7 protein-coding genes are annotated in these 13478 nt (G+C 60.3%); 5 read left to right on the top strand and 2 right to left on the bottom strand.

Features of this window, described 5'->3' with window-relative positions; genetic code table 11:
• From P3T42_RS35610 to P3T42_RS35630, 5 genes are all read left to right on the top strand, one after another.
• Positions 1 to 4400, top strand: a 4400-nt coding sequence (locus P3T42_RS35610; RefSeq protein WP_429308663.1) for a YadA family autotransporter adhesin, incomplete at its 5' end; no start/stop codon positions are given.
• A 96-nt stretch (positions 4401 to 4496) separates the two neighbouring features.
• Positions 4497 to 5636 (top strand): OmpA family protein, encoded by a 1140-nt coding sequence (locus P3T42_RS35615; RefSeq protein WP_429308664.1) that lies wholly within the window; start codon positions 4497 to 4499, stop codon positions 5634 to 5636.
• 416 nt (positions 5637 to 6052) lie between these two features.
• Entirely contained in the window at positions 6053 to 6658 is a 606-nt protein-coding gene (locus P3T42_RS35620; protein ID WP_429308665.1) for a response regulator, read from the top strand.
• A gap of 11 nt (positions 6659 to 6669) precedes the next feature.
• Positions 6670 to 8250, top strand: a complete 1581-nt coding sequence (locus tag P3T42_RS35625; protein WP_429308666.1) for an ATP-binding protein — start codon at positions 6670 to 6672, stop codon at positions 8248 to 8250.
• Between the two features lie 14 nt (positions 8251 to 8264).
• Positions 8265 to 9143 carry a hypothetical protein gene (locus P3T42_RS35630; RefSeq protein ID WP_429308667.1) on the top strand — a complete coding sequence of 293 codons (879 nt, stop codon included), beginning with the start codon at positions 8265 to 8267 and terminating at the stop codon, positions 9141 to 9143.
• Between the two features lie 105 nt (positions 9144 to 9248).
• Here P3T42_RS35630 and acnA read toward each other — a convergent pair whose 3' ends face one another.
• Both acnA and P3T42_RS35640 read right to left on the bottom strand, forming a co-directional pair.
• The gene (acnA, locus tag P3T42_RS35635) at positions 9249 to 11966 is read right to left on the bottom strand and encodes an aconitate hydratase AcnA (protein ID WP_074294065.1); all 2718 of its coding nucleotides are present in this window, start codon (positions 11964 to 11966) and stop codon (positions 9249 to 9251) included.
• A 40-nt stretch (positions 11967 to 12006) separates the two neighbouring features.
• Entirely contained in the window at positions 12007 to 13458 is a 1452-nt protein-coding gene (locus P3T42_RS35640; RefSeq protein ID WP_429308668.1) for a bifunctional 2-methylcitrate dehydratase/aconitate hydratase, read from the bottom strand.
• Positions 13459 to 13478 lie beyond the last annotated feature (20 nt).

Below are 13478 nucleotides of genomic sequence, written 5' to 3' on the forward strand. Positions count from 1 at the left end.
AGGTGACGCTGGGCGGTGCAGGCTCGACGACCCCGGTGACGCTTGCGAACGTGGCTGACGGCAAGGCGAACAACGATGCAGTGAATGTCGAGCAGATGAAGGCGATGGGTGCAAACATCGACTCGAGCGGCAACATCACGAACGCGTTTGTCTCGTATGACGACTCGACGAAGAACACCATCACGCTGAAGGGTGCGAACGGTTCGACGAAGATCACCAAGCTGGCAGCTGGCGATATTTCGTCGGCGTCGAGCACTGATGCGGTGAACGGTTCGCAGCTGTACCAGACGAACCAGAACGTAGCGAACGTCGCGGGTGGTGTGGCGAACGTCACCAACACGATCAACAACATCACCAATGGCGGTGCTGGCATCAAGTACTTCCACGTCAGTTCGACGTTGGCGGACTCGACGGCAACCGGCACCGATGCAATCGCAATTGGCGGCAATGCGAAGGCGACGGCAAACGGCTCGGTGGCATTGGGTGCAAACGCGACGACCACGGCTAACCTGGGTGCTCAGGCGTACCTGCAGGCAAGCGGCACGCTGTCCGGTATCGCACCGGTCGGTGAGGTGTCGCTGGGTTCGGCAGGTAAGGAGCGTCGCCTGACAAACCTGGCAGCCGGTTCTGCCGCGACTGATGCGGTGAACGTTAGCCAGCTGCAGGCCGCCGTGACGACCGGGTCGACCACGGCCACCGCTGATGTCGTGAAGTACGATTCCTCGTTGCACAACCAGGTTACCCTGGGTGGTGCTGGCACCACGGTGCCGGTGTCGCTGACAAATCTGGCAGCCGGGACAGTAACCTCGACCAGTCACGATGCGGTGAACGGTTCGCAACTGTATGGCGTGTCGGCCAGCGTGGCGAATGCTTTGGGCGGTCAGTCGAGCGTGAGCTCGAGCGGCACCGTAACGAAGCCGAGCTACGCACTTAGCGTTGGCACGTTTGGGGACGTCGGCTCGGCACTCGGTGCGCTTGATTCGACTGTTGGTGCGATTAACAACACCATTACCGACACGACGAAGTACATCAAGGTGGTATCGACGTCGTCGGCAGCAATCGCCTCGGGCGGTGAAGCGGTCGCGATCGGCGGCGGTGCGTATGCAAGTGGGCTTAACTCGCTGGCAATCGGCGCTGGCGCACGCTCGCAATTCGCGGATTCGATGGCGCTTGGTTCGAATTCTGTAACCAGCGCGGCGAACACGATTTCGGTCGGTTCCAGAGGGGCGGAACGCCGGATCATGAACGTGGCGAACGGTGTGGCGGCTACCGACGTTGCAACATTTGGTCAGCTGACTGCGCTGCAGAGTACCCTGCAACAACAGATGGCCCAGGAGGTGCAACAGACGAGCGGCGTGAAGTCGATGCTCTTGGGTGCTTCGACGTTAGGGGCGACGGTGCCGGTGACCAACTACATCGCGGTCAGCACCAACGTTACGGGCGGCGCTGGACCCACGTCCACGGACAACGCGCTGAATGCTATGGCGATCGGTCCGATGGCGAGCGCAATGGGTGTAGGGTCGTTGGCTGTTGGCGCGAGCGCGGGTACGTTCCACGACGGTTCTACCGCTGTCGGCTCCGGCGCACTCGCTGGTTCGACGAATACGACGGCGATCGGTGCCGGTGCGTCTACCAGCGGCAAGGCTGACAACTCGGTGGCGATCGGTTACAACGCGAACGCACAAGGATTGGACTCGCTGGCGCTCGGCTCGAGCGCGCAGACGAACGCCACGAATTCCATCGCGATGGGCAGCAACTCGTTCGTTGATACGCCGGGCGTCAATTCGATGGCTCTGGGCGCCAACTCCAGCGTTACCGCAGCGAATTCCGTGGCGTTGGGTTACAACTCGGTGGCAGATCGTGCCAACAGCGTGTCGGTCGGTTCGGCTGGCGCTGAGCGTCAGATCGTCAACGTGGCGCAAGGCACGGCTAATACCGACGCGGTCAACGTTCAGCAGTTGAATAACGCGATTGCGGCGGTTTCGGGCGGAGGTTCGGCGAACGTTGTTATTTATGACACGTCGGCGCATGACAAGGTGACCTTCGGCGGCACGGGGACAAGCGTGCCGGTGACGCTCACCAACGTGGCAGCCGGGCAGGTCACCTCGACCAGCAAGGATGCGGTCAACGGTTCGCAATTGTTCGGCACGGCAGCCAGCGTGGCCGCAGCATTGGGCGGAAATTCCGCGGTGGGCACGGACGGCAAGCTCTCGAAGCCGGGTTACACGCTGGATGGCACCACATACACCGACGTCGGCTCAGCGCTCGCGGCTGTCGACGCGAAGGCGGGTACCGGGTCGACCAACGGCGTGGCGTATGACACCTCAACACATACGAAGGTGACGCTCGGCGGTTTGGGCGCAACGCCCCCTGTGACGGTGTCGAACCTTGCTGCCGGCGTAGCGAACAACGACGCGGTGAACGTCCAGCAGTTGAAGGCAATGGGCGCGAACGTCGACAGCAGCGGCAACGTGACCAATGCATTTGTCGCGTACGACGACACGACGAAGGGTAAGGTCACCTTCGGTGGTGCAGGTGCCACGACTCCGGTTGTGTTGACCAACGTGGCAGCAGGCCAGATCACGTCGACCAGCAAGGACGCGGTCAACGGTTCGCAACTGTTCGGCACGGCAGCCAGCGTTGCCGCAGCATTGGGCGGAAATTCCACGGTGGGCACGGACGGCAAGCTCTCGAAGCCGGGTTACACGTTGGACGGAACCACATACACCGATGTCGGCTCAGCGCTTTCGGCTGTCGACGCAAAGGCGGGTACCGGGTCGGCCAACGGTGTGGCGTATGACACCTCAGCACACACGAAGGTCACGCTCGGCGGTACGAGCGCAACGACCCCTGTGACGGTGTCGAACCTTGCTGCCGGCGTGGCAAACAGTGACGCGGTGAACGTCCAGCAGTTGAAGGCGATGGGTGCGAATGTCGACAGCAGCGGTAACGTGACCAATGCATTCGTCGCGTACGACGACACGACGAAGGGTAAGGTCACCTTCGGTGGTGCGGGTGCCACGACTCCGGTTGTGTTGACCAACGTGGCACCGGGCCAGATCACGTCGGGCAGCAAGGACGCGATCAACGGTTCGCAACTGTTCGGCACGGCAACCAGCGTTGCCGCAGCATTGGGCGGAAATTCCACGGTGGGCACGGACGGCAAACTCTCGAAGCCGTCGTACAACGTGGATGGCGGGACTTACAACGACGTCGGTTCTGCGCTCAACGCAGTCGCCTCCCTTGCTAGTACCGGTTCAACGAACGGCGTGGTGTACGACAGCTCGAAGCGCGACATGCTGACGCTGGGCGGTGTTGGCGCAACGACGCCGGTGACGGTGGCGAACGTGGCAGCCGCGACGACCGACGACGAAGCGGTCAACCTCAAGCAGTTGAAGGATGCTGGCCTCAATGTCGACCCCTCGGGCAACGTGACCAACGCGTTTGTTGCGTACGACAATTTGACGAAGGGTACCGTGACGTTTAACGCGGGCGGCGCTCCGACCCAGTTGAAGAACGTGGCAGCGGCGACTGCCCTGACCGACGCTGTCAACTTTGGTCAGATGCAATCGTACGTAGCCGACCACGGAGGCAATGGCGGAACGTCGAACGCAGTGGCCTACGACGACTCGACAAAGAGCCAGGTGACGCTGGGTGGCGTGGGTTCGGCTACACCGGTGGTGTTGACGAACGTAGCAGCGGGTACTAACGCGACTGATGCGGTTAACTATTCGCAGTTCTCCAGCCTCGAAAGCCAGGTGAATAACCTTGCTGGCGGCGGAGGCAGCACGTACATCAACATCGGCACTCCGGCCGCGGGGACTACTGGTACCGCAGCAGCGGCGGCTGGCACAGACGCGATTGCGATCGGCAACGGTGCGTCGGCATCCGGTGATGCAGCAATTGCCATCGGTGCACGCACCAAGACGACCGGCAATCACTCAGTTGCGCTGGGTGATGGCGCCTCGGCACCGAACAACAACTCGGTCGTGCTGGGTTCGAACTCGACGACGGATCGCGACAACTCGGTCTCAGTCGGTTCGGCTGGCAACGAGCGTCAGATCACCAACGTCGCAGCCGGTACGCAGGCAACCGATGCCGTCAACGTCGGTCAGTTGAGCAACGCCATTGGCGGTCTGAACAACTCGATCTCGAATGTTGACCGCAGCGCGTCCAAGGGTATTGCCTCGGCTTCGGCGCTGAACATCGTCACGCCGTACCTGCCGGGTCGCACGACGCTGAACGCCGGTGTGGCCAACTACCGTGGCTACCAGGCGCTCGGTATTGGTGTGTCGCGCTGGAACGAGAAGGGCACGATCAATTACAACCTTGGCGTGTCCAGCTCGGGCGGCAATAGCACCATCGTCCGCGCCGGCATCGGCATCGTTCTCGGCAACTAAGCAACGGCTGTAAGGCCCTGAGTAGAAGCTTGAGACGTTAGCTGTCTGGGTCGCACGGGAAGCTTCCGTGCGACCCTCTTTCCATGAGAAACAGACATGAAGTATTCATTGATTGCCATCGCGCTCGCCGCGATGTTGGCTGGCTGCGCGTCGTCCACGACGCGCGATCAGCTGCAGATACAGGACCCCACGGTCCTGCAGAACGGGTTTAGCGCCACGCAGAGCCAGGCCGCCGGAGCGGTGACGTCACAGTGGATTTCGACCTACAGCGGTGTTCATAACGGTCCGATGCTGGGAGCGGTGCAAACCCGCTTGAACGCATTGGGCGACCGTAAGAACAACTACTTCGGCGAAAAGGCGCAATGTTGGCTCGACGCGGCCCGAAGCGAGCGTTCCACGCACGACGGATGGGGCTTTGTCGAGGAAGCGCTGGTCGAAGCAAATCGCCTGACCACGGCGCTGGAAACCGGACAGGGTTTGTCGGTCGACAATCCCGAGTTGCGTACTGCCGCTGTGATCCGTCCGGATCTCTGGAAGCAGGTGCTTGCTGCGAAGACCTCGCCGCTGTTCGCACAGTGCCTGGAGGCGCAACGCCTGACGGCTTGTTCCGAAGTCGAACTGATACACGCGGGCCACGAGTCATGGATCCGCGACTTCGATGAGAGCCAGCGTCTGGTCGACGGCGTCCAGAAGGGTGTACCGGGAATTGGCGCAGCGCTTGAGGCATGTACGCCACCGGCAGCCGCAACGCCCGTACCTTTGCCGATTCCGCAGAAGATGACGCTGCAGGCCGACGCTACCTTCAGGTTCGACCGTGGCGATCTGGCCGGCATGCTGCCTCAGGGCAAGGCGAAGCTCAGCCAACTGATTCGCGACCTCAAATCCGCAGACGACGTGACGGGTATCCGCATCGAGGGCTACACGGACCGTCTGGGCAGTGACAGCTACAACCGCCAACTGTCGACCAAGCGTGCGGAGACGGTCAAACGCTATTTGCAAAGCGGCGGTGTACAGGTGCCGATGAGCGCAAAGGGTTTGGGCAAGGATGATCCGGTGGTGCAGTGTAACAACCGCAACCATCAGGCGCTGATTGACTGTTTGGAGCCGAACCGCCGCGTTGAACTTGACTTCATGCGTAGCGGCTCACATTCGCAACAACCGCAGATGCAGCAGATGCAAAGCCATGCATCGCAGATTCAGCAACAGGAAATTCCGCAGCAAGAGCCGCAGGATTAGTAACGCCTGTATCGCACGTAGTACCGATCGCCGAACCTTGATGGTTCGGCGATTTTTTTCTTTGAACTCGAATTGCCAACCTGCGCGCGAAAGCGGTACGCATGCCGCCATGGGTCAGCATTAAATTCGCCCTGCCGAAATTCGGACGTATCTGATACATGGGCTGTGATCGCCGCGTCAGTGTGGACTTTCCCAGGTTACAGATCTCATATTGGCATCGTCCGGCATTTACAACTTTGAGGAAGGAAAGTTGAAGATATCTCGTAGGAAAAATCCCATGGATATTGCGGAAAGTATGGCGATGTTGTTGCGAACTGATGTTCGCATCTACTTGGTAAAATTTATTTTCTATGGTGTGCGCCGGTTCGATTCAGGTTTGCGCCCATTAATTGAAGACTCGTTAAATGGAGCGGTAAATGAAACGAATCGTTATTATCGACGATCACCCGATGATTCGCGGAACAGTGTCTAGCGTGCTACGCGCAGATCCGGAGCTCGAGGTACTGGGTGAATGCGGCGACGGCGAAGACGGTTTGCAAATGGCGCTAACTGAAGATCCAGATCTGCTAATTCTGGACCTTGATTTGCCCCGTCTCGATGGACTTTCCATGATTCGCCGTATTCGGATGAATAACGAAAAAATCCGTATTCTCGTACTTTCAGCCAAACCGGAACACGCTATGGCCGGCCACACGCGCCTTGCGGGCGCAAACGGTTATGTCGGAAAGGGGCGGGAAATTGGTGAACTGATTACTGCGGTGAAGACGGTTCTTTTTGGTTATGACTGCTTTCCGGCTGAAGCCGCCACGGGCAAAGAGGGTGGACTAAACTTGCTGTCGCCGCGTGAAGTCGAGGTGCTTCAATATCTTGCACGGGGTGTGAGCAACAAGGATATCGCCACTCGGCTGTTTCTGAGCGACAAGACGGTGAGTACGTACAAGAGTCGCATCCAGGAAAAACTTGGCTTGTCCTCGCTCGCCGCGCTAATCGAATTTGCATCGCTGCAAAAGCTTATCGATTGAGTCCGGCAAGTATGAACATGACTACCCAGCCTGATTCCCGGGCGGGTGCGCGCGAATTCGCGCACTGGTCCTCGCGCTCGGCGCGAACGGGTTCGATCCGGTGCGCAACTGCATTGGCTAGCATCGTCGCATTCGCGTTGCTGGGCCCCCTTTCGATGCGTGCAGACGCAGCAACTGCAGTTGACGTTGGCCAAGGGGACTCTGGCGTTTCTCTAAGTGACGTGGCTTGGCATACTTCGGTGGGTGCGCTGTTCGCGCTAGCCGCACTGTTAGTTGTCGCGCTTGGTGGATGGTGTCGCGCACGCATCGCATTCGATCGGGCCATCATAAGACTGGTCGGAGTCGAGAGCGAGTGGCAACGTCGCTATGCTGCCGTCGAGGCCCGGGAGCAGGCCGCACACGCCTTGGCCGCCGCACACGCCTTAGCCGCCGCACATGCTGAGGCCGCTGCCGGGCGTGAGCGCGACCGCATTCAAAGCGCAATGCGCTATTTCATAAGCGGACCGCTGTCCGCATTAGCCTCCTTGTTGGGGACGCTCCATAGCGTCGCTCTAACGCCGAACGAACGTTCCTTGGCCGGCAAGATCCACTTAGGCATGCGTACCACGCTTCGTGCAATTGAAGACGTGCTCTCGAACTCGCATGTCGAATCACGCGCTATTCTTCTCGCCGAAAATGTGGTGAATGTGCGTGAACTTATCGAAGGCGTTGTTGCGTTGTTCGCACCTACCGCCGCGCGGAAAGGCTTGCATCTGAGCGTGAGCATCGACCGGTCGATCGACACGCGCGTTCTTGCCGATAGTGATCGGCTCGGTCAAATGGTCTTCCATATGCTGAGTCGCGCGATTCGTTGTGGTGAAAGCAGTGTGATCACGATTGTCGCGCGCGCGGAGTGGCTGAATGCCGGATCGCAGCGGATTTCTATCAGCGTGAGGCACGTCGCGTCGGGGGAGACCGAATCAGCAAGTTCTTTACAAGAGCAGTTTCCTTGGTGGTTCAGCACGAACGCCCAATCAGCGGAAGTTTGCGAGGACGTCGAGTCAGGTCTGTCGCTTTGTCGGCTGCTCGCGCAACATATGCGAGGAGAACTTACGGTTGAGAACGCGTTGGGCTTCGGCTCGCGATGCACATTTAGCGCGCCGTTCACTATTGAGAGCGTGCACGCACCCGTGTCGTCGGCCAACGCTCAAGACTCGGCGGCTGGCTTTGCTCTCGCGGAGCGACAGATTGCTCATTCGCCACAAGCAGCGACCGAGTCCTTCGACCGAGCCTATCTCGAGGCGCTGTCGAATGAGGGAATCGATCTCCATACGTTCGTAGGTAGTTGGTGCCAATCGGTGCAGGAAGACTTGCAGCGGATGCGCGGCTTGCGCGAGTTGCCTGACGCCGGCGCTCTGCGGGGTGTACTGCACAGACTGAGCGGCGCTGCCGGACTAGTCGGCGCTCGCGGTCTGATGGAGGCGCTGCAGCGTTCCAGCGTAGCTCAACCTGAACCCGAAGCAGACGCACTCGACATGCTCGAAAAGCGCAGCGAAGCGCTGATGAAGCAACTCTGCGAAGCGATCGATCTACACGGGAGCAATCTGCCATGACTCGACCGCTAGCGTTGATCGAAGGCGATCTGACCATTCCGTTGCCGCGTCCTTTCGACGGTTTGCCGCCGCCTTTCGGCGTGCGTCGGCGTCTGTTGCGTGAGGCGGTACATCAGGCCATTGAGGAACCCGCTCAACCGGCCTGGCGGCCCGGCATGGTTCCGCCTGGAGTGAAGCACATTCTCTCCTACAAGATTCCACAGAGGAAAGTCGATACGTACAAAATCGACGTCGCATTGGCGGAGGCCAAGCGTTATCTGGAAATGAGTACGGTTCGTCCACGTTCGTCGCGGTCCGATCATGTGCTCGCGGCGTCAATTTTCGCGGGTTGCACAATAGCGCTGACGTGGTTGCTAGTGACCTGCTCGATAAAAGACGCCGAAAGCACGAAGGCCGTTTTGGTGAAGCATCCGGTGCTTGTCGCCGACAGTTCGCGTAGCGGCCAACCGGGAGCCACGTCTCAAACCGCGACCGGGAATACACGGACGGAAATCGCAGTGAAGACGATTTCAAACCCTGTTGTAAGCGCTTCGAGCGTTGCACCAACCGTGCTAGCGGGAACCAAAAACGCGCCAGTTGCAACCAGGCGTGTTCACGTGACGAGCCTTAGCGAAGCGCATGTGAAGGAACGTGTGAAATTGAGTCAGGCGACCCGCCCGGCAGTGCGTCCCACTGTGTCGGTGCAGCCCGAGTGGCGCGCCGGCGTGTCGCGTCCGGATGTGGAAGCCCCGGTGGACGACGCACCTTGGCTGAATTGGGCGGCGCAGCGACATAGCTTACCCGCGACTACGCGCGCAACCACGCCAATCGACAATAGCTGGAACGGTCATATGATCCAGCGTCGCATCACCGACGATCCCGCCGCGTTCCACGTGGACCGCCGCGGTCAATAAAAAAAGCCCGACCAAAGTCGGGCTCTCAAATCGGCTGCGTCCTTTTGCAAGGACGCAGCACCTGCAAACCAGCTTAACTCTACTGTTTGCGCTAACAGAGCAGCCTTAAGCCGCCAGCAGCGAACGCAGCACGAACGGCAGAATCCCGCCGTGCTTGTAGTAGTCCACCTCAATCGGCGTATCGATACGCAGCAGCACGGCCACACGCTTTTCCTTGCCGTCCTTGCCACGAATCACCAGCGTCACTTCTTGTTGCGGCTTGAAGTCAGCGCCAAGGCCTTCGATGTCGTACGTTTCTTCGCCGGTAATCCCCAGCGATTGCACGCTATCCGAACCCTTGAACTGCAGCGGCAGCACGCCCATACCCACCAGGTTCGAGCGGTGGATCCGCTCGAAGCTGCGTGCGACCACAGCCTTCACGCCCAGCAGTTGCGTGCCCTTCGCCGCCCAGTCGCGCGACGAGCCCGTACCGTACTCTTCACCCGCGAACACGATCGTCGGCGTACCTGCGTCGATGTACTTCATCGCTGCATCGTAGATCGACTCTTGTTCACCGCTCGGCTGGTGAATCGTCAAACCGCCTTCAACACGCGTGCCGTCAGCCTTCGCCGGGATCATCAGGTTCTTGATCCGGACGTTGGCGAATGTGCCGCGCATCATCACGTCGTGGTTGCCGCGGCGCGAACCGTAGCTGTTGAAGTCGGCCTTCTGCACGCCGTTTGCCTTCAGCCACTTGCCTGCCGGCGAGTCTTCCTTGATCGAGCCTGCCGGGCTGATGTGATCGGTCGTGACCGAGTCACCGAAGATGCCCAGTGCACGCGCGTTCTTCACGGCGGCGATGCTGTCTGCCGGCGTCATGGAGAAGTCCTTGCCGAAGAACGGCGGCTCAGCGATGTAGGTCGACTTCGGCCAGTCGTACACTTGACCTTCTTCGCCTTCGATCTTGCTCCACAGGTCGCCCTTTTTGGTGAGCTGTGCGTAGTTCTTGCGGAACGCGTCGGCGTCCAGCGCGAACTTGAGCAGGGCGTTGACTTCGTCGCTGGTCGGCCAAATGTCGCCCAGGTAGATGTCCTTGCCGCCCTTGCCCTTGCCGACCGGCTCGGTCATCAGGTCGCGCGTGATGTTGCCGGCAATCGCGTAAGCCACAACCAGCGGCGGCGAAGCCAGGAAGTTGGCGCGGATGTTCGGGTGAATACGCGCTTCGAAGTTACGGTTGCCCGACAGCACAGCCGCCGCGACGATGTCGTTCTTCGTGATCGCTTCGTTCAGTTCCGGCGTCAGGTCGCCCGCGTTACCGATACAGGTCGTGCAGCCATAAGCCGCCAGTTCGAAGCCCAGCTTCGACAGGAATGGCAGCAGGCCGGTCTTTGTCAGGTACTCGGTGACGATACGCGATCCCGGCGCAAGCGACGTCTTGATGTGCGGCGCAACCGTCAGGCCGGCTTCCACCGCCTTCTTCGCCAGCAGGCCGGCGGCCAGCAGCACGCTCGGGTTCGACGTGTTCGTGCACGACGTGATAGCCGCGATCAGGATGTCGCCGTTCTTCACGTTGACGCCGTTGGACGTCGTGTATTGCGCGTCCAGATCCGCCGCCTTCTTCGCAAAGCCGTTTTCGCCGACCGGCTTCGAGAACAGGTCGCCGAAGGTCGACTTCACGTGACCGATTTCGATACGGTCTTGCGGACGCTTCGGACCTGCCAGCGACGGCGTCACCGTGCCGAGATCCAGCGTGACGACCTTGGTGTAGTCGATCTGGCCAGCCTTCGGAATACCGAACAGGCCTTGTGCCTTGAAGTAGTTTTCGAAGGCGGAGATTTCTGCGTCGGTGCGGCCTGTGCCCTTGAAGTAGTCGATGGTTTTTTCGTCGACCGGGAAGAAGCCCATCGTTGCGCCGTATTCCGGCGCCATGTTGCCGATCGTCGCGCGATCCGGCAGCGACAGCGACTTCGTGCCTTCGCCGAAGAACTCGACGAACTTGCCGACAACCTTTTCCTTACGCAACAGTTCGGTCACGGTCAGGACCAGGTCGGTCGCCGTCAGGCCTTCGCGCAGCTTGCCCTTCAATTCGACGCCCACCACGTCCGGCGTCAGGAAGTACACCGGCTGGCCGAGCATGCCGGCTTCCGCTTCGATGCCGCCCACGCCCCAGCCCACCACGCCGATACCGTTGATCATCGTCGTGTGGCTGTCCGTGCCGACCAGCGTATCCGGGTAGTACACGGTGTCGCTGCCGTCAGCCTTCTTGTGCACGCCGCGTGCGAGGTACTCGAGGTTCACCTGGTGAACGATACCCACGCCCGGCGGCACGACCTTGAACGTGTCGAATGCCTGCATGCCCCACTTCATGAACTGGTAGCGCTCGTTGTTGCGCTGGAATTCCAGTTTCATGTTCAGGTCGAGTGCATCCTTTTGACGGAAGTAATCGATCTGCACCGAGTGGTCGACCACCAGATCAACCGGGACCAGCGGTTCGATCGACTTCGGGTTCTTGCCGGCGCGTTGCGCGACACCGCGCATCGCTGCGATGTCGGCGAGCAGCGGCACGCCGGTAAAGTCCTGCAGCACGACGCGCGACACCACGAACGGGATTTCGTCGACGCGCGCGGCGGTCGGCTTCCAGTTCGCCAGTTGCGTGATGTGTTCTTCGGCGATCTTCTTGCCGTCGTAATTGCGCAGCACTGACTCCAGCACGATACGGATCGAAACCGGCAGGCGGTCGATCTTGATGTTCAGTGCCTTGCCGAGTTGCGGCAGCGAATAAAACTTGCCTTTGCCGGAACCGCTGTCGAATTCCTTGAGCGTTTTGTGGAGGTTGTGGGCCATGGTGTTTTCCTTGGTTTGATCGCGGAACTACAGTACTGAACTAGATGACAAACAGATCGACGTATTCATTGACCGGCATGGCTTCGAGCCTTGCCTGATCCAGCGACACATCGAGAATCGCTTGTTGCTGCTTGACCGGAAACTTGCGCGCGAGGTTGGTCCTGAACTTCTCGACCAGCAACGGGATGCCGTCTGCACGGCGGCGCTTGTGTCCGATCGGGTATTCGACCACTACCTCGTCGAATGTCGACCCGTCGTTGAATTCAATCGTCAGTGCATTGGCGATCGAACGCTTCTCCGGATCGTGATAATCCTTCGTGAACTGCGGGTCTTCCACGCAGGTCATCGTGTTGCGCAGCGCGTCGATGCGCGGGTCCTGCGCGACGGAATCTTCGTAGTCCGCTGCCGTCAGGCGGCCGTAGATCAGCGGCACCGCGATCATGTACTGGATGCAGTGGTCGCGGTCGGCCGGGTTGTTCAGCGGCCCTGTCTTGTCGATGATACGGATCGCCGCTTCGTGTGTGCGAATCGTGATCTTGCTGATGTCTTCCACCGTCTTGCCGGCCGCGCGCAGTTGCGCATGCAGCGTCATGGCGGCTTCCACCGCGGTTTGCGAGTGGAACTCGGCGGGGAACGAAATCTTGAACAGCACGTTTTCCATGACGTACGAACCGTACGGGCGCTGGAATTTGAACGGCTGGCCTTTGAACAGCACGTCGTAGAAGCCCCACGTCTTCGCGCTCAGCACCGACGGATAGCCCATCTCGCCGGTCTTCGCGATCAACGCAAGACGCACGGCCCGCGAGGTGGCGTCGCCCGCGGCCCACGACTTGCGCGAGCCGGTGTTCGGCGCGTGGCGGTAGGTACGCAGCGCCTGGCCGTCGACGAGCGCCAGGGAAATGGCATTGATCAGCTCGTCGCGCGTGAGGCCCAGGAGCCGGCCAACAACGGCGGTCGAGGCGAGCTTCACAAGCAGTACGTGATCGAGCCCAACCTTGTTAAACGAGTTTTCCAGCGCAATGCAGCCCTGGATCTCGTGCGCCTTGACCATGGCAATCAGGACGTCTTTCATCGCCAGCGGCTTTTTGCCGGCGGCGATGGCGGTCCGCGAGAGCCAGTCGGCCGTGGCGAGAATGCCGCCGAGGTTGTCCGACGGGTGGCCCCATTCGGCGGCGAGCCACGTGTCGTTGAAGTCCAGCCAGCGGATCATGGCGCCGATATTGAAGGCGGCCTGAACCGGATCGAGCTGGAACTGCGTGCCAGGCACCCGGGCGCCGTTGGGGACGATCGTGCCGGGCACGATTGGTCCCATCAGCTTGGTGCAGGCGGGATAGGTGAGCGCCTCGAGTCCGCAGCCGAGCGTATCGAGCAGGCAATGACGCGCCGTTTCCAGCGCGAGCGTGCTGTCGATCGGGAAATCCAGTACGTAGTCGACCATATCGACCAGGACTGAGTCCGGTTCGGGCCGTACGTTGGATATCGGAGCGGACATCGAAGTTTTCCTGGTGAAAA

The sequence above is a fragment of the Paraburkholderia sp. GAS38 genome (genome assembly GCF_050434965.1).
Classification (GTDB): Bacteria; Pseudomonadota; Gammaproteobacteria; order Burkholderiales; family Burkholderiaceae; genus Paraburkholderia; species Paraburkholderia phenazinium_A.

Coding starts and splice junctions, on each gene's coding strand:
- P3T42_RS35615 (WP_429308664.1), top strand. CDS start 4,497: ATGAAGTATTCATTGATTGCCATCGCGCTCGCCGCGATGTTGGCTGGC.
- P3T42_RS35620 (WP_429308665.1), top strand. CDS start 6,053: ATGAAACGAATCGTTATTATCGACGATCACCCGATGATTCGCGGAACA.
- P3T42_RS35625 (WP_429308666.1), top strand. CDS start 6,670: ATGAACATGACTACCCAGCCTGATTCCCGGGCGGGTGCGCGCGAATTC.
- acnA (WP_074294065.1), bottom strand. CDS start 11,966: ATGGCCCACAACCTCCACAAAACGCTCAAGGAATTCGACAGCGGTTCC.
- P3T42_RS35640 (WP_429308668.1), bottom strand. CDS start 13,458: ATGTCCGCTCCGATATCCAACGTACGGCCCGAACCGGACTCAGTCCTG.